Source organism: Gracilibacillus sp. Marseille-QA3620 (assembly GCF_054950035.1).
In genome coordinates, this window is the sequence record NZ_CM143102.1 from 940,350 (window position 1) to 966,840 (window position 26,491).

Here is a 26,491-nt window from a genome sequence, read left to right on the forward strand (position 1 = left end):
TAAAAGGAATAGACTGGGAGGGATTTAAGATGAAGGGAATTGCCCATTACGAGGTAGGAGATACAATCGATCTCCATTTATTCATAAAGAATGCGATCAAAGGTACAGCCAGCAACGGCAAACCTTTTTTATCATTAATATTCCAGGATAAAAGCGGGGAAATTGAAGCAAAGCTTTGGGATGTAAAACCTGAGGACGAACAAATTTATGTTCCGGAGGCAATCGTCCGCGTTACTGGAGATGTACAGAACTACAAAGGAAAGCTCCAGCTGCGCATTCGTGCCATCCGATTGAAATATGATAATGAAGCGGTTAATATCGGAGATCTGCTGCCAACAGCTCCAATTGGCAAGGATGAAATGGCTGATACCATTACGAAATACATATTTGAAATGACTAATCCGAATATCCAGCGCATTACTAGGCATCTGGTCAAGAAGTATTCAAAGGAATTTCTTGAATACCCGGCTGCGACGAAGAATCATCATGAATTCTTCTCAGGGCTTGCCTATCATGTCGTCTCCATGCTGGATTTGGCTAAAGCCATTGCAGAGCTATATCCATCCTTGAATAAGGATTTGCTGTATGCAGGTGTTATCCTTCATGACCTTGGTAAGGTGATGGAATTGAGCGGGCCGATTGCTACTACTTATACAGTTGAAGGGAACTTGCTCGGTCATATCACTATCATGGTCAATGAAATCGGCAAGGTGGCCGAGGAACTCAATATACAGGGAGAAGAAATCCTTATACTGCAGCATATCGTGCTGAGTCATCATGGCAAGGCGGAATGGGGAAGCCCGAAACCGCCATTGGTGAAAGAGGCTGAAATCCTGCATCACATCGATAATTTGGATGCGAAGATGAATATGATGGATAGAGCGCTTGACCGCGTGAAACCGGGTGAATTCACTGAGCGCATCTTCCCGCTTGATAACCGCAGTCTCTATAAGCCATCCTTTAAATAAATACGGACGAAAGTTTTCCTCATAAGAGCGGATAAGCCGCATATAATGTTTGAAAAGGGCCTGTCCCTTAAGAAAGGGAGAATGTCTTCGTGCCATTTTTCATGTGGTTCATCGTCGCAGGAATTTTTGTCAGTGCTTATATGACCATCAAATCAATGAGAGAAGACAGAGAAATTGATGAAGCCTTCATAGAGGATGAGGGGAAGGTATACATCGAACGAATGGAAGAGGAAAAGAAGAAGCGCACATTAACAGATGAGGCAAATTAAAAAACTCGGCTGATCAGCCGAGTTTTTCTTTATTAAAAGGCGTCTTCCAAATCTTTATCCTTCACATCGATTTTTGCATCATCGATTACTTTTTGAATAGCTTCTTGGGCTTTTGTAGAGTCTAGTTTAGCGGTCTTAACGCTTCTCTCTACATCAGCTTTTGCATCTTCAAAGGAAGGACTGTCGTTTTTGACGCGATCTGTCACTTGAATGATATGGAAACCGTAATCTGATTGTACAGGGTCAGAGATCTCATCCACCTTCAATTTATAAGCTGCATCCTCAAAGGCAGGCACCATCTTGCCTACACCGAATTCACCAAGGTCTCCGCCTTGTTCTTTAGATGCCTCATCAGTGGAGTATTCTTTAGCCAAATCAGCAAATTTTTCGCCATTTTCAAGCTTTTTCTTTACTTCTTTCGCTGTTTTTTCATCTGCTACAAGGATGTGTCTGGCTTTAAGATTGACTGTATACTTGTTCTCATAATAATCCTTCAGCTCATCTTCTGTGACATCGACTGTTTCGAGAGCTGCTTTCTCTTGAGCAAGCTGATATTTAAGCTCTTCCTTGAAGGCTTTTTCATCTGCATAGCCGTTTTGAGCAAGAGCACTTTCGAAGTTCTCACCAAGGTTAGCCTTTGTTTCTTCAAGGCGTTTGTCGACTTCCTTGTCACTTACCTTATATTGATCGGTGAAGACCTTTTTGTAAACAAGCTCTTGAAGTACTTGGTCCCCATATTTGTCCTTCAATTCCTCATAGAATTCATCTTTCGTGATATTGCCTGATTTTGTTTCTGCGATTGTCTCATCAGAACCGACATTGTTGCAGGCACTGAGGCCGATAAGTGTCGATACGGATGCTACTGTGATTAACCATTTCTTCATCCCTTACACTCCTTTTAGCATATTGCCAAAACATCCCTTTATCTTTAACAAGCATAACTATACCACAATTCCTCTGCTAAAAAAAGGATAAGGAGGCTCATTTACCTTATAGGGCTTATGAGCATAAACAATCTTGACATACCATGCATAGGATATAGGGACAGGAAAAAAGACAGGCGGTTCATAAAGAATTGGTCTTGTCAAAAAAGTGAGCATATGAGTAATGTGCCCATTCCTTTCTTACCAAGCTTGAATAGGATAGGGTAGCAGCTCAAAAGGAGGTGTTATCATGGGTCAGAACTACGGAGGAGGATTTGCCTTCATCGTCGTACTTTTCATTTTGCTCGTGATTGTTGGTGCGTCTTGGATTTACTAAGAAGTAAACCAATCCATTGTGATTGAAAGGAGGATACAACAATGTCTGGAGGATATGGCGGAGGTTTCGCTTTATTGGTTGTTTTGTTTATCTTGTTGGTCATCATCGGGGCATCCTGGATTTGCTAATCAAAGATTTCCGGAAGAAGAAAGACGAGTGCTTAGGCATTCGTCTTTTATGCTGTATATAGTATTTCGAGATAAGTTGAAACTAGCAGGATCGTGATTAGGACATTGATTGTACGATAAAAACTATCCTGTTTTTCTTCTGGAATCTCTTTCTTTATACAGAAGCTGGTGGATAGCTTATTAATATAATACAAGAAAAAGAGAGCAAATAAGGAAAACCAAATAAGAATTATCATCCTGCTACCCCCTTGGCGCTGTTATCTCTCTTACATTATCAAAAAATTGCCTATACTGCAAAGACTATGAGGATGAATAACGGTTTATTATCAGTTCGAGGAAAAGGTTGGTTTATTTTCTTGTTGAGGAAAAATATGTGAAGAAATGAACAAGGCGTTTTAAGGTAAAAGCGGATGTAAATTTAGGTCCGCTTTTATCGGGAATGCCCCTGTGTTATTGTATTGGTTCTTTTTCTGGATGTTCAATCTTTTCGAGAAAACCGTTCTCATCTGTAAATTCATGTTCAAGATTAGCAAAAGATTTTTCGAAAATATTCATGAAATCATCCCCGTAAATATTCTTAACGATGGCCATCATTTCCATCATATCCGGGAATTTACCGTATAGCTCCTTCAACGGTTGTGCTCCTAGATAAACAGAGTTCTTGGAGGAATCAAAGACTTTAACAATTTCAAGCAAAAGTTCGACCCCTTGATCTGTCAATTCAATATACGTATTCCGTTTGTCATTTTCCTTTTTGGAGAAACGAAGTAGTCCGCGTTCTTCAAGCTTCTTCGAGAAATTGAATGCGGTTGATACGTGCATAACTCCGAATTTCGCCACATCAGAAATGGAGGCTCCCTTTAAATGATAGGCAATCCAGAGAATATGGTGTTCATTAATATTCAAATTATAGGGCTTGATCCATTGCTGCCAGTCTTTTTCGATTGCTTTCCATAAAGCCTTGCTCAACTGTGCCACACGCTGAGTGAATAACATGGCTTCTTTCACTGAATTCAAATTTTCAGACATGATTCATTCACCTACTTTTCTTTTTTTCATTATTATCCTTATAAAATATTAAATAACAAAAAAGGTAATTTGCCAAATATTTAGAAACTTTTTCTACAAATTTCTATCAATTTTCCTCTATAATGTTTTATTTTGCCGGCGTTGGTGTAATAGCTGCTTCAAGTTCGTTAATGGCTGTTTCCACATCCTTGATTTGTACCTGTATCGCATCGGTATGCTGTTTTGCATCTGCATTCCATTCCTGGATCAATTCTTTTACATCCTTAATGAACATATTGACTTGTGCTTTACTCACGTTGGCGGCTGATATACAGTCATTTTTTAATTGGATGACCGCTTCTTGGACATCTTGAAGAAGGAGGACGGTCTCATCCTTTGTTTCCTTCAAATTTGAACGTACTTCCTTGCCGGATGCAGGGGTGCTGAGCAGTACACCAACTCCGGCTACGGCGAAACCAGATATGAATCCAATCGCTAAAGATTTTGCTTTCATTGTTATTCACCCCAATTTATTCTTCCTTTTACAGATTTCTACATAAACATAAAAATCCCTTTAAAAAATAGTCCTTATATTAAACATTTCCTTTTTTTATATTATTTTAAACGTTAATTGTTATTTTCGGAAACTATTTTTGCCAAAAAATTCATGGTTTTTTTCATAAACTTGCCAAAATGGTCTTGGAATTAGCTTTCTCATATCAAAAACAAGCTGTGCATAATATGAGTAAAGAATGAATGAAGGAGGATAAATAATGTGGCGGCTCTTGTCTTATTACTCATTTTAATCAGTGCTTCTTTCGGTGTTATGCTTCATTCTGTTTATGTGATTGGAAAGGGAGGGGTGTATCCTTCAAAGAAAATTCTTAAGAAGAGATTGCAGCTAAGCGGGGGCGCCTTTCTGGCGGCAGCGGTCCTTTTATTGGCGACGTGGATCCTATAGAGGTGGGATGTACAGGGATTAAAAAAGAGGATAACGGCTTCGTTATCCTCTGGGTATTATTTATGATGTAATTACAGCATTGGTTCGTTTCAGAATACTTGATGCCATTGGATAAATAACAGCCATTGCAACGGTGTTAATGACAAGGGCAGGAAGAATAGCTCCGGCAGCCAATGTCAAAAATGGTCCAGGCAGGCCGACAAGTAAATAGGCTGATGTTAAGAAAATCGTTCCCGAAATCAGTGTGCCGACCAAGGTTAAGGATAGGCTGGCAACTGCGGGTTTAACAAATTTCGTAAGCAATTTATAGACTGCATAAATAATCAACGCTGTTATAATCTTATCAATGATATTGGGTATTTGTCCTCCTGGAAATGAGGTAGTCAAACCAGAAATAATTCCAGTGACTGCGCCTATTAATAGCGCATTCTTCAAGTCTGGCAGTAAAAAGATGCCGAGAAACATCATAAGAAGCATTAAGTCCGGCTTCATTCCAAAGACAAACCCAGGTACAATCGTGTGCAGAACGGCACCGATTCCGACTAGCAACGATAAAGTTACTAATGATTTCGTATTCATTTTTATCTCTCCTCTTCTAAGCTCAACTAACTATTTGCTTTTTCGGATGTGCTCTCTATGCCAGCCGCAAAAAGCTTACCCAGATTATAACATCATCATCAGAAAGAATACAGCCTAACTATTGATTTTTTTGAATTTTACCATAAAATCTGCTAAGGCCTGGCAATGCTCATGTGGAACGGCATTATAGATGGAGGCCCTGCATCCGCCTACAGAACGATGACCGCCAAGCCCGATAAAGCCCTCATTGGCAGCCTCCTGAAGGAATTGCTTCGTCAATTCGTTTGTAGGCAGGGTGAAGGTAATATTCATATTCGACCGGCTGTCTTGATCGGCATGTCCGGAATAAAAACCGCTACTTTCATCAATCGCATCATAGATCAGTTTGGCTTTCTGCTGATTTTGCTGCTCTATCTGGACTACGCCGCCCTTATCCTTAGCCCATTCTAATACTAAAGATAAAAGGTAAATGGCCAAGGTAGGCGGTGTATTATACAAGGAATTGGAGCCCGCATGAGTTTCATAAGAAAGCATCGTCGGCAAGCTGTCATCCTTTTGGATTAAATCTTTGCGGATGATGACCACCGTTACCCCGGATGGGCCGAGATTCTTCTGTGCCCCCGCATAGATAAGCCCGAACTGGGAAACATCTATTTTCTTGCTCAATATATCACTCGACATATCAGCGATAAGCGGAATCTGATCCGTCTTCGGATACTCCTTCCACTGCGTGCCGTATATCGTATTATTGCTCGTCAAGTGGACATAAGAGGTATTCTCTTTCCACTGAATATCGGAAAGCGGTGGAATGGCATGGTAACCGGATTCTTTCGTGGAAGCTGCTATCTCTATCGGACCGAGTTTTTTGGCTTCCTTCAAGGCCTTCTCAGACCACGAACCCGTAAGGATATAGCTTGCCCCGCGCTCCTGGTCAAGTAAATTCATCGGAATCATCGAAAACTGCAGGGAAGCTCCTCCTTGAAGGAACAGAATCTCGTAATCCGCAGGAATCTCCATCAGCTCTCTCAGCAGCCCGCTCGCTTTATCATGGACCCTGCTGTACTCCTTGCTGCGATGGCTCAGCTCCATAACAGACATCCGGCTCCCCTCGAAGTCAAGAAACTCCTTCTGTGCCTTCAATAACACTTCCTCAGGTAAAGCGGCCGGTCCCGCATTAAAATTAAACGCTCTAGCCATATGAAAACTCCCCTTCCTCATGCAATCTGTAACCTTATTGTTAAATCAAGGCGTGAATATGACAATTTTACTGAACAATCAAAGGAAAGTAAATGTATATTCTGATAATTTCGCCAGTTGGACACAGAAGGGGGTAAAAGGGGGGTATCTGTAAGCGATGGACCACCCAGTGCTCGTGCAAAGGGTGGACATCGTCAGAGAAAGCCCACCCAAAACCCATAGAAAGGGGGGGAGGGGGACAAAGGGTGGTCCAAAGCCTAGCTCCATTAAACTTTCCCAACCATAAAAAAGAAGCCCCCATCCAAGGAGGCTTCCCTGTCATCAGCTAATATGCTGACCAATTGAGCTGGCAATTTGCTTGAGCTCGTCTGGTGTATATTCGCTCGTATGGGTTTTCCAAACGGCACCGAAGCCGTCCCCTTCGCCGTAGCGCGGCAATAGATGGATGTGGAAGTGGAAGACGGATTGTCCGGCATGTTCGCCATTGTTGTTAAGGACGTTCATGCCAATTGGGTTGAATTCTTGTTTGATGGCGCGTGCGATTTTTGGTACGACCTCAAATACATGGGCTGCGATTTCTGGTGTGAGCTCGTATACGTTTTCTTTATGTATTTTCGGGATGACGAGGGTATGTCCTTTAGTTACTTGGCTGATGTCTAAAAAGGCCATTACATGTTCATCTTCATAAACCTTGGAGGAAGGGATATCCCCGTTGATGATTTTGCAGAAAATGCAATCTGACATGGCTTTACACCCTTTCTTATCGTGTTTTTTTTAGTGTAGCACAATTGCTGAAGGGAAAAAAGGACAGGTGCATGAGCTGGAAAATAAAGAGGACGCAGCATGTGCTGCGCCCCCAATAGAGAGGAAGCTTATTCCTTTGACTGGTTTTCCAGACGCTTCTTGGTACGAGTCACCCCACATCGCTTTGAGTGAAGCGACTTTTGATACCTTAATGCCATGTTTCCAACGCTACCATCCCCTTATAATTTGGATAGTCAAATTTCAGGTACTATGGCCTTTGGCGAACACCTCATTTTTTTAGAAGTTATGACTGATCTACCTTAGGGTAAAGCCTACATTATCGCGAACAAACACCCCCGCTTACTGGTTAAGTGTATGTCGTTCCTCTCTGATAATAGATTGCCCGCTTTGACAGGATATATACAATCGGTGAGAGAAATTTTAAAAAAAGATTTCGGAGCGTCACTTTTGGTGAAGGATTTTTCCGTATGAAAGGCATATTTGTTACAATATAAGAAAGAAAAAGATAAAGGAGAATGACCGATGTCATTGCTTGAAATTAACCATGTTACGGGCGGATATACGAGAACGCCTGTCCTGAAGGATGTTAGCTTTGAGGTTAAACCAAATGAACTTGTGGCACTGATTGGATTAAACGGTGCCGGAAAGTCAACGATTATTAAGCATATTATTGGGTTAATGACCCCGCGTAAAGGCGATATCAAGATAAACGACAAGAAGTTTTCCGAGGATATGGAATCATATCGGAAGCAGTTCTCTTTCATTCCAGAGACACCGATTTTATATGAGGAGCTTACGCTTGAGGAGCATTTGCGTTTGACAGCGATGGCGTATGGACTTGATGAGAAGACGTTTGAAGAGCGTTCTGCGAAATTATTGAAGGAATACCGGATGGAGAAAAGGTTGAAGTGGTTCCCTGCTCATTTCTCGAAAGGGATGAAGCAGAAGGTCATGATTATGTGTGCCTTTCTAGTGGAGCCATCGCTTTATATTGTGGATGAGCCGTTTGTTGGTCTCGATCCGCTTGCGATTCAATCCTTGCTGGATATGATGGGGGATATGAAGGAGCAGGGAGCAGGGATCCTGATGTCTACGCATATATTGGCGACAGCGGAAAAATATTGTGATTCCTTTGTTATTCTTCATGAAGGAGAAGTTAGGGCTAAAGGAAATCTCGAGGAGCTTCGCCGCCAGTTTGATATGCCGGGTGCTTCACTTGATGATATTTATTTGCAGCTGACAAAGGAAGATCGCCATGAAGATTGAGTCATTATGGAAGGAACGCTTTAATCATTTTTTAAAGGAGACCGGTAAATACTTAAAGTATATATTCAATGGCCATTTAGTGTTTGTGATGATTATTTTGATTGGCGGAGCAGGCTATTATTACAGTGAATGGGTTAAAACCTTAACACCAGATTTTCCGGCGCCGATTATTATGGCACTTATACTTGGTCTCGTCGTGACAATCAGTCCGCTCACAACCTTTTTCCGAGATCCGGATATTGTTTTTTTGCTGCCAATTGAGACAAGGCTTGATTCGTATGTGAAGAGATCCTATGTATTCAGCTTTGTCATGCAGTTATATGTTTTGCTTATCATTCAAGCTGTTTTGACCCCAATGTATATGCAGGTAATGGGGGGGCAGGCGCTTTCATTCTTAAGTCTTCTCATTGTTTTGCTTATCCTGAAGGCGGTTAACTTGGCAGGTCGCTGGTTTGTTCTGTATGACCGGGAGCCGTATGCTCCATATGTGGATACCTTTGTGCGCTTTGCTTTGAACGGTGTGTTAGTTTATTTGATTGTAAAGGGTGCGAATGTACTTCTCATTCTGCTTGTGTTTGCTGTATTAGTGGGCTTGTGCTTGTACTATGTGAAGTCCTCTAGAAATACAGTTCTTCAATGGGAAAGGCTGATTGAGCTTGAGAATGGTAGAATGGCCGCCTTTTACCGGATTGCAAATTTATTTACGGATGTGCCGAAGCTGCGCGAGAAAATAACGGAACGCAGATGGCTGTCTGCAGTCATCCGGGTGCTTTCAGGCAGAACGAAGAATCCGTTCAGCTATTTATATGCCCGTACATTTGTGCGAGCAAATGATTATTTTGGTTTATATATGCGCTTATCCATCATCGCCTTTTTGGTTGTAGCCTTTGCCGATCTGGGCTGGGGCTCAGTGTTTGTCTCAGTGCTGTTTCTTTATATGACAGGTCTGCAATTGCTGCCGATCTGGCATCATCATGACCAGAAGATGACCATCGAGCTGTATCCATACAATCCTGCATACCGCAAGAAGGCGGTTATGGATTTATTGACCATCCTAATGGTGATTCAGTGCTTTTTCTTTGCCATTGGCATATTAATTGGAGGAAGCCTTCAATTGGCTGGGCTCTCACTTATTCTAGGTCTAGCAGTCATTGTCTTTTTCAGGATGTTTGCAAGCCGTAAAATGCAGGAATAAGGGGAACTTCATTCGTGGGCTTCATCCACGCTGTTTGTTAGTAGAACAAACATTGCCTCGATATGTCTAGGAATGAAAAGGAGGAAGATGGATGTCTGACTCATATGAACGGAAGGTTATGCAAGACTTGGCCATTTGGGAGAAGAAACTTCTGGCGAAACCGAGCAGGATGGAACGGATGTCAAAGAATGCCCAGAATTTCATTAGTGCGAAGCTGCCAAAGAAGATAAATGATGCCTTCCGTCTTTCGGTTAAAGGAATGGTAGAGGGTGTGCTTGCGGGTTCTTCCTATGTGCCGAAAAAGGAGTACGGCCATGATACGCTTGCTGAGATGGATGAGGCCGCGGAGCGTACACTTGAGGCTTATCGAAGGACAGCTGTTGTCGAAGGTGCCGGTACAGGCTTTGGCGGAGGAGTTATTGCATTGGCCGATTTTCCGCTGCTTCTGTCTATCAAGGTGAATTATTTATATGCTTTGAGCAGGATTTATGGCTATAACCCGAAGGAATTAAGTGAACGGATTTTTATTCTGCTAGTCTTCCAGCTTGCCTTTTCATCTGTGGAGAAAAAGAAGGAGCTTCTTCCGATTATCCTAAATTGGGAGAAGGAAAAGGAGCAGTACGAGAATATTGATTGGGATAGCTTCCAGCAGGAGTATAGGGATGCGATTGACTTTGTCAAAATGTTTCAGCTTATCCCAGGCTTTGGCGCAGCAGTTGGCGCATATGCGAACCATCAGCTTCTGGACCAGCTTGGTGAAACGGCCCAAAATGCCTTTCGTATAAGAGTGATAGGAGAAGGAGGAGCTTAAAGGCTCCTCCTTCTTGCATTCTTATTAAAAATAGCGCCATTCCTGAAAGCCGATTGCGGCATAGCCTAGTGTTTTAGCGGCAATCAGCATTGCCTCTTCATTAAAGTCAAACATTGGGTGGTGATGAGGATACGGATAATCCGTATTTGACGGCGCTGCTCCTGTCAGGAAGAGTGCTCCCCGTACGGCCTCTAAATAATAGGAGAAATCCTCCCCAATCATGAGCGGGTCCAATGGGCGGACGTGCTGGAACCCGACTACATCCTCTGCCTTGCTGATGAGATAATCTGTTTCCTTTTCATGGTTGACGGTCGGCGGGTAACCTCTGAAGTAACGGAATTCATAATCACAATCATGTGCAGTGCATGCCCCCTTGATGATTCGCTCCATCTCCTCGATGATGAAGTCCTGCAGCTCTGTCGAAAAGGTTCGTACAGTTCCTTCTAGATAGGCTTCGCTCGGAATGATATTAAAGGCATTTCCTGCGTTGAACTGTCCGACAGAGACGACAGCTGAATCCATCGGGTTGATTTTTCTGCTTGTGATCAGTTGTAGAAGTGATACGATTTCCGTTCCTATGACGAGTGCATCCTTGGTGGTATGCGGCTCTGCCCCATGACCGCCCTTTCCCTTAATGGTAATTTGGAATCTGTCAGCCGCAGCGGTGACGGGACCAGGGCTGCAATAAATCTCACCGGTAGGATAAGGAGCCCACAAATGGGTGCCAAATATCGCGTCTACTCCATCGAGGCAACCATCCTCAATCATCGGTTTGGCGCCTCCAGGAGCCAATTCCTCTGCATGCTGGTGAATGAATACATAATTGCCAGTGAGTTGATTTTCCATTTCCTTTAATGCTTTGGCAAGAACGAGCAGCAGAGCAGTATGTCCATCATGTCCACAGGCATGCATCACGCCTTTTACAGTTGAACGATATGGGACCTGCTTTTCATCCTGAATGGGCAGTGCGTCAAAGTCGGCGCGCAGTGCAACAGTCCGTCCGGGCTGTTTTCCCTCAATTGTGGCTACGATTCCTCCGCCGCCTACACCTGTGCGAACAGGTATGTTCAGCTTTTTGTAATATGTTTGGATAAATTGAACAGTCTTCCTCTCCTGGAAGGAAAGCTCTGGGTTCATGTGAAGGTGACGGCGGATGGAAATCATTTCGTCATAATACTGCTCGAGTTTTTGATTAAGAATCTCTTCCATTTTCCTTCCTCCCCTAACGTGCATCTTACTACCTTATTCACAGATTTTACCATTTTTAAACTATCTACAGCTCTCATCTGGAAATGACTAAATATACGGAACTGAATACGCTCATTATAGCAGAAGCTCCTGTTATAAAGGAGATTTGTTCCATTTTGGGCATGAAAAAGGAAGCTCCATGAATCGGAAGCTTCCTTTCTTTGTCTAATCCTTATCTTTATCCTTGTAGGCATGCAAGGTAGTTGTGTACGGTTTTCCTGTAAAAAGGACTTGGGTGTTAAAGAGGCTTTCCAATTTCTTATTTGTGAAGATTTTAGCCTGGTCAAATCGTGCGTAATCCTGCTCTTTCGACCAGTTAGTCAAAACCACATAGGAGTCAGATGAAATCGGACGAAGCAATCGGTAGGCACGGAGACCAGGCTGTTCGGGGATATGTTGGGCCGCCTTCTTTAGATCTTGCTCAAAGGAAGGGCGGTCCTCCGGTGAGACAGGGATATAGTGCAAGGAGAAGAAGCCCTCCTGCTTTAATTGTCCAGACTGTTCAATGACTTCAAATGTACGAGGGGATTGAAAGAAGCTTTTCCCGCTGCTTTCATGAAGAAGCATGGATGTGCTCGGGTTATTTAATAAGATCGTCTTGGAGGATGAATGCTTTTGTTGAATGATTTTCAAAAATGACAATGTACCTGACGTAATATAGAAGTTCATCGTTTGCCCCCTGTTTAAATATTTTAGTATAATGGAGTCGCAATTGAGAATAGTTGGTCTCGCTACGTTATTTTGGATATTTTACCTCCGTAAATATCCTCATAAACTGTGAGAGTAAATGATAGATAGAATAAATAAGACGATTTAATGACAGTTCGACAGGTTTCATATACAACTTGAATATGAAAGGATATAGTTGTTATTGATGCCTAATTCTAACAATGTGTATACGAAAATTAAATAGAATGAAGATGACGAAAGGTGGAACAGCATTTGGCGAAAAAATTCAATGATACCTTCCTTAAAGCTGCCCGGAACGAAAAGGTTGATTACACGCCGGTCTGGTATATGAGACAGGCTGGTCGCTCACAGCCGGAATATAGGAAGATCAAAGAGAAGTACTCTTTATTTGAAATAACCCATCAGCCTGAATTGGCCGCTTATGTAACAAGACTCCCAGTTGAACAATATGATGTGGACGCTGCCATCCTCTATAAGGATATCATGAGTCCTCTCCCTGGGATAGGTGTTCAAGTTGATATTAAATCAGGCATTGGTCCTGTTATCTCCAACCCTATCAGAACCCTTGGGGATGTAGAAAGACTCGGGGAATTGAACCCGGAGGAACATATTCCTTATATCCTTGAAACAATCAAATTGTTGACAGAGGAACAATTGAACGTTCCGTTAATCGGATTCTCTGGAGCCCCGTTCACCATTGCCAGTTATATGGTTGAGGGAGGACCGTCCAAGAACTATACGAAAACAAAAGCGCTTATGTATGGAGATCCAAAAGCATGGTTTATGTTAATGGACAAGCTTGCCGACATGATCATTGTTTACGTGAAGGCTCAAATCAAAGCCGGTGCCAGAGCTATTCAAATTTTTGATTCCTGGGTCGGTGCACTAAATGTACAGGATTATCACTATTATATTAAGCCAATCATGACAAGAATATTCACAGAATTGAGAGAAGAAAATGTCCCGTTGATTATGTTTGGAGTTGGAGCCTCTCATCTTGCACTTGAATGGAATTCCTTGCCTCTTGATGTCGTAGGACTAGACTGGAGGCTGTCGATACCAGAGGCACGAGAGCTTGGAGTAGATAAGGTTGTTCAAGGAAATCTTGACCCAGCCCTATTGAAGGCCCCGTGGGATGTAATCGAGAAGAAAGCAAGCGAGATTATTGACCAAGGGATTCAGCATCCAGGACATATCTTTAACCTTGGACACGGAGTATTCCCAAGTGTTGACCCAGATGTATTAAAGAGACTCACCGCTTTCATCCATGAGTATTCTGCAAGAATGAAATAATGATAAAGGGGATTCGTATAATGTCTGAACGCAAACAAGTCGGCCTATTAGTCATGGCCTATGGAACACCTTATAAAGAAGAAGATATTGAACGTTATTATACACATATCCGTCATGGCAGAAAGCCGTCAGAGGAAAGCCTTGAGGATTTGAAATCAAGATATGTTGCTATTGGCGGACTTTCTCCACTAGCAAAGACGACTGAAGAACAAACTGCTGCCCTTGAGAAAGCCATGAATGAAGCACAGGATGAGGTAGAATATGTTGCCTATATTGGTTTGAAGCATATTGAACCCTTCATTGAGGATGCTGTGAAGAAAATGCATAATGATGGCATTACAGAGGCAGTTAGTATTGTACTGGCACCTCATTATTCCACATTCAGCATTAAGTCTTATAATGGACGTGCCAAAGAAGAGGCAGCTAAATATGGAATCAACATTTCCTCTGTTGAAAGCTGGTATACACAGCCTAAATTTGTTCAGTATTGGGTAGATAAGGTAAAAGAAACATTTGCCCAAATGCCTGAAGAAGAAAGAGCAAATGCAGCCTTAATCGTTTCTGCACATAGCTTACCTGAGAAAATTATCAGTATGGGCGATCCATATGCTGATCAATTGGCTGAAACAGCTAAATTAATTGCTGAAGGAGCAGGTGTGGAGAATTATGCGGTCGGCTGGCAAAGCGCCGGACAAACACCCGAGCCTTGGCTAGGACCAGATGTACAGGATTTAACAAGGGATTTGCATGAAGAAAAAGGCTATAAAGCTTTTGTCTATACGCCGGTAGGATTTGTGGCTGAGCATTTGGAAGTTCTGTATGACAATGATTATGAGTGCAAGGTCGTAACGGATGAGGTTGGTGCCGCCTACTACCGTCCAGCCATGCCAAACACTGATCCATTGTTTGTGCAAGCCATGGTAGATGCTATTGCTGAATTAACGGTACGCAAGTAATCATTTCGGAAAAGAGAAGGGGATACAGGTGGACTCAAACAACCAACAGATAGCAATCATTGGCGGAGGACTGACAGGATTGGCGGCAGCCTTTTATCTGCAAAGGAAAATCGAAGAAGAGCATCTGCCGTATCGCGTGGTTCTAATAGAGAGCTCTGATCGTCTTGGCGGTAAGATGCAGACGGTTGAAAGAGATGGTTTCGTCATCGAACGGGGCCCGGATTCCTTTTTAGCCCGCAAGAAAAGTATGACACAGTTAGCCAAGGATGTCGGGATAGAAGGGACCATTGTTCCGAATTCAACCGGGCAATCTTATATCTTGATTGATGATGAGCTTCTTCCAATTCCAGGCGGAGCTGTGATGGGTATCCCGACTGAAATCAGCCCCTTCATCAAAAGCCGCCTATTCTCACCAGCTGGGAAGGTGAGAGCTGCAATGGATCTTGTTCTGCCGCGTTCAAAGGAAACTGGTGATCAGCCTCTCGGTCCTTTCCTGAGAAGGAGGCTTGGTGATGAGGTAGTAGAAAACCTTGTTGAGCCGCTCATGTCGGGTATTTATGCAGGAGATCTCGACCAATTGAGCATCTTATCAACATTTCCTGATATGCTGGAAACCGAGCAAAAGCATCGGAGCCTTATCCTTGGAACGAAGAAGAACCGCTCGAGGAAGGAAGCTCCAAAGACAGAGAAGGATGTCAAGAAGACAGATCACCGTATCGGGATGTTCCGTACATTCGAAAAAGGCCTTCAATCACTCATTAATGCGATTGAAGCTCAGCTTCCGCCTGAGATGGTGCGTAAGAATCTCGCGGTTGAGAGTGTAACGAAGCAAGCTCAAGGATATACCATTGAATTGAGCAATGGGGAATTCATGCAGGCAGCTGCCATGATTGTAACAACGCCGCATCAAGCTATCCCGCACATGTTTCCCGATTATTCATTCTTCAAGCCGTTTCAGCATATGCCGTCGACATCAGTTGCAACTGTGTCACTCGCATTTGATGAGCATGCAGTTAAGCAGGACATTAACGGGACAGGATTTGTTGTCTCGCGCAATAGCCCTTGCCGCATAACGGCTTGCACGTGGACACATAAAAAGTGGCCGCATTCTACTCCAAAAGGCAAGGTACTTCTCCGCTGCTATGTCGGCAGACCAGGCGATGAAGGGGTTGTTGACCTGTCCGATGAGGAAATTGTTCAGCTTGTTCAGAAGGATTTGAATCATATTATGAATATTACAGAAGAACCGCAATTCTCGGTGGTGAGCCGCTGGAGAGAGGCAATGCCGCAATACAAAGTCGGGCATATTTCTACTCTCAGAAAGGTTGAGAGCTTGATGAACGAAGAGCTTCCTGGCGTTTATTTAGCAGGAGCCTCTCATAAAGGGGTAGGCATGCCGGATTGTATTGATCAAGGTGTCGCTGCTGTTGGGAAGGTTCTTAATCATATGAAACAACAAGCCAATGTTGAAAAAGAATTGGCCAGCATGCGCTAAACAGATGAAAAGATGTCATGAACCCGCTAAATAGATGGGTTTCACGGCATCTTTTTTTCGTTAGAAATGCATTCTTCAATCGCTGTAAAGTTAACAAAAAAATGTAATTTTAACACATGCATTGACAGTGAGAATCATTATCAATAATCTTAATATAGTAATTAGTTACATATTGTAGGTGGGTGACAAATGGTGTTGATGATGATTCATAAACTTGGATTGATGCTGGCCATCATATTTGGTTCCGTTTATTTAGCTAAACGTACGGAGCCCCTCAAATGGCTTCATCGAATCTTTGGTTTATTAACGATTGTAAGTTTTATTGTATATATTATTGTGAAAAATTTCACGAATTCTGGTTATATCTTATATGCTTTGCTGTTACTAGCGGCAAGCTTAATTCCTTATTTGTATAAGAGAAGGGCTAAAACGGCTGTGCACTTAAGCCTGGTGGCAGCGTCTATCGTTTGGCTTGTGCTGATTCATGTAGTTTAGGAGAGGTGAAAACCGAGATGAAAAAGAAAGTATTCTTCCTATTAGGGTGGCTTTTTACTGGGTTGGGCTTGATTGGTGTCGTACTGCCGTTGCTGCCAACGACTCCGTTTATTCTGTTGGCTGCTGCCCTTTTCGCAAAGAGCTCAGAGCGCTGTGAACGCTGGCTCAAACAATCAAGTGTTTATAAAAGATATGCGGTGCCGTTTCTCGAGGCAGGCGGCTTGAGTTTGAAGAAGAAGGTCGAACTGCTTATGACCGTCTATGCCCTGCTGCTGTTGAGCGGTATAGTGATAGCCAATACACATGTACGGATTTTCTTGGCTGTACTGGCGATTGTAAAGCTCATTGTTATCTGCCGCATGCCGACTATTGATAAGAAAAAGGATATGGTGAATTTATGATTCAAAAGGAAATGCTGCAATTCGCGAAAAAATATAAAGTATTTCATATTGTCCTCTGGATAACCGTTCTGCAAATCATCAATCTTTGTGTAAATATTTTGCTCGCCTTTCAAATTGCCAGTGTGCTCAGTGACTTGATGTTTGCGGAAGAATGGACAATAACAGGAAAATTCACAGGTCTCATTGCCTTTTTATTAGTAGTGAAGGCCGTTTGCCATTACATATCGACTTATTTGACCCATTATACTTCCCATCAGTTGAAATATGTGATTCGAAGGGACTTGTTCAAAAATGTGCTGTCTTTAAAGCCAGCGCAAGTAACGAAGCTTGAAATCAGTAAAATCAGTCAGCTGAGTGTGGAAGGAATCGAGAATATTGAGGTCTACTACAGCCGCTATCTCCCTCAGTTTGCATACAGTATTCTTGCTCCGATGATTTTGTTTGTTCCTTTATCAGCCGTCAGCTGGAAGATTGCCCTAGTCTTGATGATCAGCGTCTATCTCATCCCTGTTGCTATCGTTGCTGGGGTGAAGATTGGCAAGAAAGTGTTTCGTACCTATTGGAATAAGTATTTAAATGTCGGAAAGCGATTTGTTGAAGGCGTGCAAGGTCTGCCTATATTGAAAATGTATGAGGGGGACCGGGAATATCAACAAATGATGGACCGGGAGTCAGAGGATTTCCGTCGGATGACGATGCGGGTGCTGACGATGCAGCTGCAATCCATTACTATTATGGATCTAATCGCATATGGCGGTACGGCAATTGGAATCGCGCTGTCTGTGGGCAGTTACCAAAACGGGAACATTTCCTTCTTAGGCTTTGTCTGTTTTGCTTTGCTTGCAGTTGAATTCTTCCTGCCGATGCGATTACTCGGCTCTTACTTTCATGTGGGCTTGAATGGCGTAAGTGCGATGGAGGAATTGCAGCATCTTATTCAATTGCCGGTGGAAAATGAAAAGGCAGCTGTATGCACAGATATAGAGGGAAGCATGATGGTCCAGCAGCTATCCTACACCTATCCGCAATCATCAAGTACGATAAAAATGGACTTCCTTGTCCTTAAAAAAGGGCATTTAACTGGAATTGCCGGGGTATCTGGTTCAGGGAAAACGACCCTCAGTCATTTGCTGCAGCGTTTCATTGAGCCGGATGAGGGAGCTGTATTCCTAGGCTCTGCCAATCTTGCAGAGCTGTCCACTGAAGTCATTCATCAGTATATCGGCAGCGTTGCCAGTCAGTCGCATCTCTTTGAAGGGACTATTCTTTCCAATCTGCAAATGGCTAAGGATTCATTGACAGAGGAAGAAGCCAATGACATGCTGGCTTTTGTCCGATTGCCAGAATTCCAAGGTAGATTAGAGAAGCCTGTTCTCAGTGAAGGAGCGAACCTCTCAAGCGGGCAAAAGCAAAAGCTTGCGGTAGCCCGAATGCTCCTGCAAGACCCTGAGGTCATGATCTTTGACGAAGCAACAGCCAATATGGACCAGCAGAGTGAGAGGGAGATTATGGAAACCATCGCTCTGCTGAAAGAGAAGGGCAAGACGGTCATTGTCATTACCCATCATCTTCAAAATCTTGTACAGGCAGACTCCATTTTCGTCATGGAGAATGGAGAGGTTGCTGAACAGGGCACCCATCAGGTGCTTCTTCAAAAAGGCGGGGTATATGCTGGCCTATGGGAAGAACAGCAATCATTAAATACACTTCGTGATAATGTAGGAGCGTAGAGAGTATGGAGAAATTAACCTTTAAAGAACTTCGGCAGCTTGTCAGCCTCTTAAAACCATTGCTGCCTTTAATGCTTCTGACCATAGCATTAGGTACATTAGGCTATTTGGCGATTACAGCCATAAGCTTTGCTGGCGGGATGGGTGTTCTGCAGATCGCGGGAATTCGAGAATACGGCTCATTGAAGCTTCTGATATACGCCATTCTTCTTGCAGGTGTCTTACGGGCGGTCTTTCGTCTTAGTGAGCAATACTGCACCCATTATATCGCCTTTCGCCTTCTTGCCATCATTCGCGAGAAAGTATTTAAACAGCTGCGGCTCTTGACGGAAAACCAGTTAAAGGAGATTCGCAAGGGTGAATTGATGAACATTGTGACAAAGGATGTCGAGCTCCTCGAGGTCTTTTATGCCCATACGATTGCTCCTGTGTTCATTTGGATTGCTACTATGATTGTTTATGGTGCTATGTTATATAGCTTGCATCCATTATATGCGTTGATTGGGGTGATCAGTTACTGGGTGATTGGCTATCTTATTCCGGTGGCGGTGTACCGCTTTGGACAGAGATCTGCTGAGGTTTACCGCACGAAGCAGGGGATGCTGAGCAGCTTCTTAATGGACTCATTGAAGGGGATAAAGGAAATCATTATCTTTGGGAAAAAGAATCATACTCTTCATTCCATTGACACATACAGTCATGAGCTGAATGGTACGACGAAGAATTTAAAAAGACATGAAGGGCTATTGAAAGCTTTAACTGATACAATGATTTATCTAACTGTTTTTGTACAGCTATTCACATCTGTCTATTTCATTACGGAAAGGGAATCCCACATGGGAGCTGTTCTGCTTGCTATGCTTGTCTTGTTCTCCTCCTTCGGTCCAAGCCTTGCTCTTTCGCAATTAAGTGCGAGTCTTGTCCATACGTCCGCCAGTGCGAAACGCGTTCTCCGTCTTCTCAATTTGAAACCGGATATCCTCTATAGCGGAAGAAAGAAGCTTGATCAGGTGGAGACGATCCGCTTTGAAGATGTGAAATTTGGGTATGAAAATGGCCGGGAGTTATACAGACATGTTAATCTGACTTTTCATAAGGGAGAGATTACCGCCATTAGAGGAGCGAATGGTACGGGTAAATCAACGCTTATTTCTTTACTGCTGCAAAATCTGAGACCGCTTGAGGGAAATGTCTATATAAATGATGAGCTTGCTATGTGTTATTCTCATGAGAGTCTCCGTCAAAATATTGGTCTAGTAACAGCCTCCACTACGGTGTTCACAGATACACTGCGGAATAATCTGACCCTCTATCAAAAGGGATACACAGATGAGCAGATTAAACAAGCCTGCTTCAAGGCAGGCCTCTCCGAATATGTAGAGAGTCTGCCGAAAGGTCTGGATACATTTATGGAGGAATACGCGGCCAATATGTCGAGCGGACAAGTGCAGCGTATCGCCTTAGCGAGGATGTTCCTGAAGGATTCCCCTATTTTCATTCTCGATGAGCCGACCAGCAATCTTGATGCCTTGAACGAAAAAGCGGTACTGGCGACAATCAAACGTCATGCAGCCGATAAGGTGGTTCTCTTAATCAGCCATAATGAGGATGTATGGGAACTGGCTGATCAAGTGTACAAAATAGAAAATAAAATGATTCAAACAGCGTAATGAAAGGAGAGCCGTCTTTTATTAGAGGCTCTCTTTCTCTTTGTCTGAATTACCCGTTGGGAAGATGAATTTTTGCTGCAGCTTGTGGAAATAGTAAGAGATGAGAGCTTCAGTGAATAGAAAGATGAGATAGATTCCAACTGCTGCTAAGATCCATTTCAGCATATTGTCCCTCCTTGTTCTTTTCTTTATTTACCCAGCTGACACAAAAATAATAGTGTATCTAATTACTTGACGAGACACGCAGATTTTGATAATGTATTATTCATATTTTAAATTGACCAGATTGTTCATTTGGTCAATAACCGAGGTGAGGGAATGGCTGTTGACAGAAGAAAGCTGATTCTTGACGCAGCAATACATAGCTTCAGCAATTATGGCTATAAAGCGACGACGATGGATCAAGTATCAAGGAGCGCCAACGTCGGGAAGGGAACAATCTATACCTTTTTCAAGACGAAGGAGGATTTGTTCCGAGAGGTTGTTAGCATGATTATCCTCGAGATGAATGCTGAGGCAGAGGATGCGATCAAAAGCGATAACACAACACTTGAGAATGTTCATGCCATTCTGTGTCGGCTTCTAACATTTCGAAAGTCCCATCAGCTGACGGCCAAACTTATTATGGAGGCCAAAGAGATTGGAACACCAGCCGTACTTGAGGCTGTAGATGAATTGGAAGAGCATATCCTCCAAGCCATCAGGAGGAAGGTGGATAAAGCCATCAAGATGAAGGAAATTCGAGAATGTGACCCGAATTTAACAGCCTTTATCATTGTTAAAATGTATAAGGCACTTATTTATGATTGGGAAGAAAAGCATGAACCGTTGTCTGAAGAGGAAATAGCAAACTATTTTAAATTATATTTATTTGAAGGGTTGTCTTATGCATAGGCAGCCTGTTATTTGGACCACAATGACTAAAATTCAATATTGGTCATTAAGTTTTAGGGTAGGAGGGATAAAGCATGAATGCTTTTAAGCTATGGCTGGCAGAATGGAAGGACATCTTTAAAAGCAAGATGATGGCCATCTCGTTAATTGCGATCATATTCCTTCCGATTATTTATGCCGGTGTATTCCTATGGGCCTTCTGGGATCCCTATGGAAATATTGAAAAACTGCCGGTAGCTATCGTCAATCTTGATAAAGGCTCTGACTTTGAGGGCGATCATCTTACTTTGGGCAAGGATTTGACAGAAAATTTGAAGGAGGATAAATCCTTCAACTATACATTCGTTGACAAGGATGAAGCCTACGAGGGTCTTGAAAATAATGAATATTATTTAATTGTTCAAATACCCGAGAATTTCTCCAAGAATGCTACAACCTTGCTTGATGAAAAGCCTGAGAAACTCGAGTTGGTCTATGTGCCGAACCAGTCCTTGAACTATACGGCTTCGAAGATTTCGGAATCCGGTATTGAGAAAATTAAGGAGGCCATTTCAGATGAGGTTAGTGAAACCTATGCTGAAACGATTTTTGAAAAGGTGACGGAAATGGCTGATGGGTACGCTGAAGCAGGTGATGGAGCCTCCAAGCTTCAAGATGGAATCGGCAAGCTGGGCGATGGCGCAGCGGAAATTAAGACCAATCTTGAAACCTTGGCAAGCTCTCAGCTTGACCTGACAAAGGGAGCATCCACCCTTGAGGAAGGGGCGAAGGAGCTCGCAGATAAAACAGCTGAATTAGCTGATGGCGTTAATGAGCTGAGTAATGGAAAAAACCAATTATATGAGGGTGTGCAGTCCTCTCAAAGCGGAGCAGCCGCTTTAGCCGATGGAATCACGGAGTTTAATTCCGGCTTGGCAAGTGCAAGCGGAAAGTTTGCTGATATCCAAACAGGAGCCAATACACTATCTAGCGGATTGAGCAGCCTCGAGGAGCAAACAAATCAATTAGGCAATGCAGCAAGCGGGATTACCTCCCTGCAGCAGGGTGCCAGTGATTTGCATACTGGAATTGTTCAACTAAATGAGCAATTGACAGCCTTGCTGGATTCCTTGCCATTAACAGATGAGCAGAAGCAAGCGTATATCGCTCAATTATCTGCACTGGAACAAGGCAGTGCCCAAGTATCAGCGGGGACGCAGCAGCTTCCAGGCGGGGATCAGCTGGCAGCACTTGCTGGAGCGGTATCTCAATTACAGGATGGCTCTGAAACATTGGCATCAGGAATTGGGCAATTCAATGACCAGGCTTTAAGCCCGTTGGCTCAAGCCGGAACCCAGCTTGAAACCGGTGCAAATCAGCTTGCTGAAGGGCAAAAGACCTTGCTCTCCGGTTTCGATACCTTTAATGCTGGCTTCAGTCAGGTTCAAACTGGAACAGAGAAGCTTTCTAGCGGGGCATCAAAGCTTGCGAACGGTACAACCGAGCTGAAGGAGGGAGCAAGCCAGATTGCAGATGGTTCCTCTCAATTAGCGGACGGCTCTGGTGCGCTTGTTGATGGAACAGGAGAGTTGAAGGACGGATCGAGCGAATTAACGGATGCCTTGAAGGATGCTGCAGAGGAAGGAAGCTCTGTTAAGGCGGACAATAAAACCTATGAAATGATGGCAAGCCCGGTTAAAACAGATAAAGAGGTCGTAAATGGGGAAGTGCCTAACTATGGAACCGGCTTAACTCCATACTTCTTATCAATGGGACTATTCGTCGGGGCCTTGCTCTTGACGGTGGTTTATCCGATGAAGGATCCGGCGCGTAAACCAAAATCATTCTTTGGGTGGTTCTTGAGCAAATTCGGTGTCATCATCATCGTTGGATTGCTGCAAGCCCTTATCGCGACAGGAATTATCCTTTATGCGCTTGATTTAGAGGTCCAAAGTGTACCTCTTCTGTTCTTGATGGCATGCGCGATGAGCATCACCTGCATGTCAATCATACAATTCCTTGTGACAGCCATGGGCGACCCAGGGCGTTTCATCGCGATTATTATGCTTATCCTTCAATTAACAACCAGTGCTGGAACCTTCCCATTAGAATTGATTCCAGACACCTTGCAGGATATCAATGCCTGGCTGCCGATGACTTATTCTGTCCGAGGCTTTAAAGCAGTCATCTCAAGCGGAAATTTCGACTATATGTGGCAAAATATCGGGGTGCTCGGTATATTCACCGCTGTCTCCATTACCGGGACCTTGCTGACATTGGCGTGGAAATATCGCCGTCTCCGTACAAAGAAATGGACGGAAAGTCAGCTTACAGTTTAATAGATAAATTGATTTCAAGAATGAGGCCCTTTAGCAATCGGTTATTTTATTGCTAAAGGGTCTTTTGCTGTTGACCTTTTTCGTCAAGAGTATAGGTGGAAACTTCTGTTCTAGAGAAAATGAAATTCAAAAATTGCTTAATAAATACGAAGCTTTTGATCTTTCGCACCTTACATTTTCCTTATTTTTCCGATATACTAGTGCACGGACTTATCAATAGAAAGATCGTTACTAAAGGGGGAAGATGATTTGAATCAACCAGCAGGCTTCTGGATTCGCTCTGGTGCAGCCCTTCTCGATGGGCTTTTATTTTTGGTCCTCGGTTTTCTCTGTTTTATTCTCTTCTCTGAAAGCGCAGCTACGAAATTGATTGATTAATATTTGATGCCTATCGTTTCTTGCTCCCGGCGTTGTGGTACGGGTACACTGTCGGGAAACGAGCTCTAGGTATTCGAATTATCCGCACGGACGGAAGAAATGTGGGTTTTTGGAATATGATGAGGAGAAATATTCTTGGCGGGTTGTTATATCTTTCGCCATTATTGATTGCTCTTATAGTCTGTTACGCTATATTAGGCCAGCAGAATGTCGAGTTGTTTTTGTCTGATAAGACTGTTTGGCTGGAGTCAGATGCCGGGAATAGGCTGGTGGATGAACGAACAAGTGAGGTTCATCAAATAGAAGGATTAAATGCGGCTTCTATTGCCTTAGATATCGGGACCTTTAGCCTCTTTGGCCTCATTTTGGTATCTGGGCTGATGGTCGGCATCCGAAAAGACAAACGTAGTCTGCATGATTGGGTCGCGGGGACCTATGTGACTAGAAGCCGTCCTGAAGATCATGATAGGCTTTTTCCTCATGAGGAAGAAGCTGTTCCAGTAGACAAAGTGAATATATGAAGAGGCCTCTTTTATTGAGACTTGCCTGTTCACTTAACGAGGGTATTAATCTAAGAAGGATTAATACCTTTTTTGTTGAACTCCTTATTATAAAGTGAAATATGAAAGGAGGTGAATACATTGAAACAATTTAAAGATTTTTTTCCAATCCTATTAACCTTCGTATTGTTCTTAATGGCATTATTTATTTTCTTTGTATACCGGTCTCCGAACTTAAATCTATGGAATCTCATTTTCTTGTATATTTTGATCGACATTGGATTTTTGGTGTCGTTAATTTTGGGAGGCAAATCTAAAATAAGCGCTGTAAAAGTGTTTTGCATCCTTTCGAATATGGCATTAATGATTCCATTATCCATATTAATCTATCTACTACTATTGGCAAATGGTATGTCTGAACCATAGAAGTACTCTTTCATTCTGGGAATTAATTATAGGACAGCAGATGATATATGCATGAACAAGGGAGAGATTTTAATGAAGAAAGTCTATTTCTTACACGGTTTTATGGGGACGGCTGAAACACATTTTACAGATTAGATAGCTTATTTCGAAGATAAGCATGCTGTTGGATATACCGGAGCATGGAATGCACCTGTTGAAGCCTCTATTTTGAGGAAACTCTTAATTACGTTATTACTCAAATCAAGAATTAAGGGGAAGGATTTATAGCCGGGTGATCATTAGGAGCTTCCTTAGCCATGCATGTTGCTTTAAGAGTGCCAGAGTTCATGAACGGTATTGTCCTTACAGGTTATGCACCGTTCATTCCCGAAGAGCTAGAAGGGATTATGGAGAAACAATATGAATATTTCTCAAATATTGAAGAGAATGATGCAAATATAGCGTATAGCATATTCAAAGCATAAGGATACCAATGCTCATCCTGAATGGCGGGAATGAATGATATGAGGTAGAAGCAGCTGCCTATATCAAAAAAATGAAAGCGGATAGTAAGGTTGGATTGGTTCCGAATGCTGGGCATACAGCTAATATTGAACAGCCAGAAATCTATCCTATAATGCTTGATAATTTTTTGGAAGTTGTTTTATCGGAAACAATTTCGAAATAAGAGCAATCGCTTTATTACTATCTCGGAAAACTGGGGGAGAAGAATGAAACAAATATACGCTTTTGAAAGGGAAGAGGAGTTTGTAAAGTATCGAGATGTTACTCATAGATTTGGAGAGAAACTGAGTGAATACCAAGCCATACTTGAGCAACAATATGATCTAACAGAATTACCAAAAGGCATTTTATGGACTAGCGAAGAATTGGCAACGATGTTTTTTTCAAATATCCCCATACCAGCCTATACGAATAAAGATTTAATCTATATGTCTCCTGATGTGAAAAGTTGGAGGAGAATTCTTCTGAGCCAATTAGACGGAAAGGATCTTCCGGATGTTCAGGAATTTTATGAAAATTACTCTGAAAATCAGGTATTTATTATATTAGCACACGAATTAACTCACCATTCTGATTTATTCTTGGATGAATTTGATGATGAAAGTGAAAATGGGATATGGTTCGAGGAAGGGATGTGTTTTTATCTGCCTAGGAAAATTCTATTAAGTGAGAAGGAGTTTAACGAAATAACCAATGCGGAGATCCAATTATTTGAAGCGTTCAAAGACAAATATGGAAAATATTCATTAGAAGATTTCGGAAGTCTTTCATATCAAGGCAGCCTTTCAAGTATTATGTTTGATTATTGGCGAAGTTATCTTTCTGTAAAGTATTTAGTAGAGGACCGTGCCAATAATAATGTGAAACAGGTCTTTAATACATATCATCAATGGGATAGAGAAGGTAGAAAGGTTCCATTGACGGAATACTTTGGAATTGAGTCCTTATTGAAGTAACAGAATAATAGGAGGAAAGACTGTCAGATTGATGGTCTTTTCTTATGTTGCTAAAGGGAAGCATTCTTGTAATAGATGAAGAATGTGGGGGAAGTATGTGAAACAATGTATTTAAAGTGAATAGACCCCC

General features: G+C 42.6%; 31 protein-coding genes. 21 read left to right on the forward strand and 10 right to left on the reverse strand.

The window, feature by feature from the left end:
* Positions 1-29 precede the first annotated feature (29 nt).
* Both yhaM and ACY8DX_RS04750 read left to right on the forward strand, forming a co-directional pair.
* Positions 30-968, forward strand: a complete 939-nt coding sequence (gene yhaM, locus ACY8DX_RS04745; protein WP_439802967.1) for a 3'-5' exoribonuclease YhaM — start codon at positions 30-32, stop codon at positions 966-968.
* 89 nt (positions 969-1,057) lie between these two features.
* Positions 1,058-1,237 (forward strand): sporulation YhaL family protein, encoded by a 180-nt coding sequence (locus tag ACY8DX_RS04750; protein ID WP_049671907.1) that lies wholly within the window; start codon positions 1,058-1,060, stop codon positions 1,235-1,237.
* Between the two features lie 32 nt (positions 1,238-1,269).
* Here ACY8DX_RS04750 and ACY8DX_RS04755 read toward each other — a convergent pair whose 3' ends face one another.
* The gene (locus tag ACY8DX_RS04755) at positions 1,270-2,121 is read right to left on the reverse strand and encodes a peptidylprolyl isomerase (protein ID WP_049671906.1); all 852 of its coding nucleotides are present in this window, start codon (positions 2,119-2,121) and stop codon (positions 1,270-1,272) included.
* Between the two features lie 289 nt (positions 2,122-2,410).
* Between ACY8DX_RS04755 and ACY8DX_RS04760 the strand changes: the two genes are divergently transcribed.
* Positions 2,411-2,497, forward strand: a complete 87-nt coding sequence (locus ACY8DX_RS04760; RefSeq protein WP_049671905.1) for a YjcZ family sporulation protein — start codon at positions 2,411-2,413, stop codon at positions 2,495-2,497.
* A 41-nt stretch (positions 2,498-2,538) separates the two neighbouring features.
* Positions 2,539-2,625: a YjcZ family sporulation protein gene (locus ACY8DX_RS04765; protein WP_049671904.1), complete on the forward strand. Its 87-nt coding sequence runs from the start codon at positions 2,539-2,541 to the stop codon at positions 2,623-2,625.
* 47 nt (positions 2,626-2,672) lie between these two features.
* On the opposite strand, the gene ACY8DX_RS04770 is transcribed toward ACY8DX_RS04765, so the two are convergent.
* From ACY8DX_RS04770 to ACY8DX_RS04780, 3 genes are all read right to left on the reverse strand, one after another.
* Positions 2,673-2,861, reverse strand: a complete 189-nt coding sequence (locus tag ACY8DX_RS04770) for a hypothetical protein (protein ID WP_439802968.1) — start codon at positions 2,859-2,861, stop codon at positions 2,673-2,675.
* A 214-nt stretch (positions 2,862-3,075) separates the two neighbouring features.
* On the reverse strand, positions 3,076-3,654 hold the full coding sequence (locus ACY8DX_RS04775) for an HTH-type transcriptional regulator Hpr (protein WP_049671903.1): 579 nt from the start codon (positions 3,652-3,654) through the stop codon (positions 3,076-3,078).
* A 127-nt stretch (positions 3,655-3,781) separates the two neighbouring features.
* Positions 3,782-4,147: a YtxH domain-containing protein gene (locus ACY8DX_RS04780; protein WP_049671902.1), complete on the reverse strand. Its 366-nt coding sequence runs from the start codon at positions 4,145-4,147 to the stop codon at positions 3,782-3,784.
* A 261-nt stretch (positions 4,148-4,408) separates the two neighbouring features.
* Between ACY8DX_RS04780 and ACY8DX_RS04785 the strand changes: the two genes are divergently transcribed.
* Positions 4,409-4,594 carry a membrane protein YhzF gene (locus tag ACY8DX_RS04785; protein WP_049671901.1) on the forward strand — a complete coding sequence of 62 codons (186 nt, stop codon included), beginning with the start codon at positions 4,409-4,411 and terminating at the stop codon, positions 4,592-4,594.
* 60 nt (positions 4,595-4,654) lie between these two features.
* Here the strand turns inward: ACY8DX_RS04785 and ACY8DX_RS04790 are convergent, their stop codons facing one another.
* The 3 genes from ACY8DX_RS04790 to ACY8DX_RS04800 form a co-directional block, all read right to left on the reverse strand.
* Complete coding sequence (locus ACY8DX_RS04790) at positions 4,655-5,173, reverse strand: tryptophan transporter (protein ID WP_049671899.1); 519 nt, start codon at positions 5,171-5,173, stop codon at positions 4,655-4,657.
* Positions 5,174-5,287: 114 nt separating this feature from the next.
* On the reverse strand, positions 5,288-6,370 hold the full coding sequence (gene serC / locus ACY8DX_RS04795; protein WP_462406285.1) for a 3-phosphoserine/phosphohydroxythreonine transaminase: 1,083 nt from the start codon (positions 6,368-6,370) through the stop codon (positions 5,288-5,290).
* 321 nt (positions 6,371-6,691) lie between these two features.
* Positions 6,692-7,114, reverse strand: coding sequence for an HIT family protein (locus ACY8DX_RS04800; RefSeq protein WP_462406286.1), 423 nt, complete (start codon positions 7,112-7,114; stop codon positions 6,692-6,694).
* Positions 7,115-7,657: 543 nt separating this feature from the next.
* Between ACY8DX_RS04800 and ACY8DX_RS04805 the strand changes: the two genes are divergently transcribed.
* The 3 genes from ACY8DX_RS04805 (at position 7,658) to ACY8DX_RS04815 (ending at position 10,407) form a co-directional block, all read left to right on the forward strand.
* Positions 7,658-8,401, forward strand: coding sequence for an ABC transporter ATP-binding protein (locus ACY8DX_RS04805; protein ID WP_049671896.1), 744 nt, complete (start codon positions 7,658-7,660; stop codon positions 8,399-8,401).
* Complete coding sequence (locus ACY8DX_RS04810) at positions 8,391-9,596, forward strand: ABC transporter permease (RefSeq protein WP_462406287.1); 1,206 nt, start codon at positions 8,391-8,393, stop codon at positions 9,594-9,596. Before ACY8DX_RS04805 ends, ACY8DX_RS04810 begins: the two co-directional genes overlap by 11 nt.
* Positions 9,597-9,687: 91 nt before the next feature.
* Positions 9,688-10,407 (forward strand): EcsC family protein, encoded by a 720-nt coding sequence (locus tag ACY8DX_RS04815; protein WP_439802970.1) that lies wholly within the window; start codon positions 9,688-9,690, stop codon positions 10,405-10,407.
* A 24-nt stretch (positions 10,408-10,431) separates the two neighbouring features.
* On the opposite strand, the gene ACY8DX_RS04820 is transcribed toward ACY8DX_RS04815, so the two are convergent.
* Together ACY8DX_RS04820 and ACY8DX_RS04825 are read right to left on the reverse strand one after the other, a co-directional pair.
* Positions 10,432-11,616, reverse strand: a complete 1,185-nt coding sequence (locus ACY8DX_RS04820; RefSeq protein ID WP_049671893.1) for an amidohydrolase — start codon at positions 11,614-11,616, stop codon at positions 10,432-10,434.
* 204 nt (positions 11,617-11,820) lie between these two features.
* Positions 11,821-12,324, reverse strand: coding sequence for an antibiotic biosynthesis monooxygenase family protein (locus ACY8DX_RS04825; RefSeq protein WP_439802971.1), 504 nt, complete (start codon positions 12,322-12,324; stop codon positions 11,821-11,823).
* A gap of 273 nt (positions 12,325-12,597) precedes the next feature.
* Here ACY8DX_RS04825 and hemE point away from each other — a divergent pair, with 273 nt between their 5' ends.
* The 7 genes from hemE to ACY8DX_RS04860 all read left to right on the forward strand — a co-directional run bounded on the left by hemE (position 12,598) and on the right by ACY8DX_RS04860 (position 20,385).
* Positions 12,598-13,638 carry a uroporphyrinogen decarboxylase gene (gene hemE / locus ACY8DX_RS04830; protein WP_049671891.1) on the forward strand — a complete coding sequence of 347 codons (1,041 nt, stop codon included), beginning with the start codon at positions 12,598-12,600 and terminating at the stop codon, positions 13,636-13,638.
* Between the two features lie 20 nt (positions 13,639-13,658).
* Complete coding sequence (gene hemH, locus ACY8DX_RS04835) at positions 13,659-14,594, forward strand: ferrochelatase (protein WP_049671890.1); 936 nt, start codon at positions 13,659-13,661, stop codon at positions 14,592-14,594.
* Between the two features lie 28 nt (positions 14,595-14,622).
* On the forward strand, positions 14,623-16,089 hold the full coding sequence (gene hemY, locus ACY8DX_RS04840) for a protoporphyrinogen oxidase (protein WP_462406288.1): 1,467 nt from the start codon (positions 14,623-14,625) through the stop codon (positions 16,087-16,089).
* A gap of 189 nt (positions 16,090-16,278) precedes the next feature.
* Positions 16,279-16,584: a hypothetical protein gene (locus tag ACY8DX_RS04845; protein WP_049671888.1), complete on the forward strand. Its 306-nt coding sequence runs from the start codon at positions 16,279-16,281 to the stop codon at positions 16,582-16,584.
* Between the two features lie 17 nt (positions 16,585-16,601).
* Entirely contained in the window at positions 16,602-16,985 is a 384-nt protein-coding gene (locus tag ACY8DX_RS04850) for a YbaN family protein (protein WP_049671887.1), read from the forward strand.
* Positions 16,982-18,715 carry an ABC transporter ATP-binding protein/permease gene (locus ACY8DX_RS04855; protein ID WP_439802975.1) on the forward strand — a complete coding sequence of 578 codons (1,734 nt, stop codon included), beginning with the start codon at positions 16,982-16,984 and terminating at the stop codon, positions 18,713-18,715. The genes ACY8DX_RS04850 and ACY8DX_RS04855 overlap by 4 nt, the downstream gene beginning before the upstream one ends.
* Positions 18,716-18,720: 5 nt before the next feature.
* Entirely contained in the window at positions 18,721-20,385 is a 1,665-nt protein-coding gene (locus ACY8DX_RS04860; protein ID WP_462406289.1) for an amino acid ABC transporter ATP-binding/permease protein, read from the forward strand.
* Between the two features lie 21 nt (positions 20,386-20,406).
* Here ACY8DX_RS04860 and ACY8DX_RS04865 read toward each other — a convergent pair whose 3' ends face one another.
* Entirely contained in the window at positions 20,407-20,550 is a 144-nt protein-coding gene (locus tag ACY8DX_RS04865) for a hypothetical protein (RefSeq protein ID WP_156185645.1), read from the reverse strand.
* Positions 20,551-20,703: 153 nt separating this feature from the next.
* On the opposite strand from ACY8DX_RS04865, the gene ACY8DX_RS04870 reads away from it, so the two are divergent.
* The 6 genes from ACY8DX_RS04870 to ACY8DX_RS04895 all read left to right on the forward strand — a co-directional run bounded on the left by ACY8DX_RS04870 (position 20,704) and on the right by ACY8DX_RS04895 (position 26,361).
* On the forward strand, positions 20,704-21,279 hold the full coding sequence (locus ACY8DX_RS04870) for a TetR/AcrR family transcriptional regulator (RefSeq protein WP_049671884.1): 576 nt from the start codon (positions 20,704-20,706) through the stop codon (positions 21,277-21,279).
* A gap of 74 nt (positions 21,280-21,353) precedes the next feature.
* Positions 21,354-23,597, forward strand: coding sequence for a YhgE/Pip family protein (locus tag ACY8DX_RS04875; protein WP_439802976.1), 2,244 nt, complete (start codon positions 21,354-21,356; stop codon positions 23,595-23,597).
* Positions 23,598-23,846: 249 nt separating this feature from the next.
* Positions 23,847-23,975, forward strand: a complete 129-nt coding sequence (locus tag ACY8DX_RS04880; RefSeq protein ID WP_462406290.1) for a hypothetical protein — start codon at positions 23,847-23,849, stop codon at positions 23,973-23,975.
* 32 nt (positions 23,976-24,007) lie between these two features.
* The gene (locus ACY8DX_RS04885) at positions 24,008-24,496 is read left to right on the forward strand and encodes an RDD family protein (RefSeq protein ID WP_462406291.1); all 489 of its coding nucleotides are present in this window, start codon (positions 24,008-24,010) and stop codon (positions 24,494-24,496) included.
* 701 nt (positions 24,497-25,197) lie between these two features.
* Positions 25,198-25,365, forward strand: a complete 168-nt coding sequence (locus ACY8DX_RS04890; protein ID WP_462406292.1) for a hypothetical protein — start codon at positions 25,198-25,200, stop codon at positions 25,363-25,365.
* A gap of 246 nt (positions 25,366-25,611) precedes the next feature.
* On the forward strand, positions 25,612-26,361 hold the full coding sequence (locus ACY8DX_RS04895; RefSeq protein WP_462406293.1) for a hypothetical protein: 750 nt from the start codon (positions 25,612-25,614) through the stop codon (positions 26,359-26,361).
* The last annotated feature ends 130 nt before the right edge of the window (positions 26,362-26,491 follow it).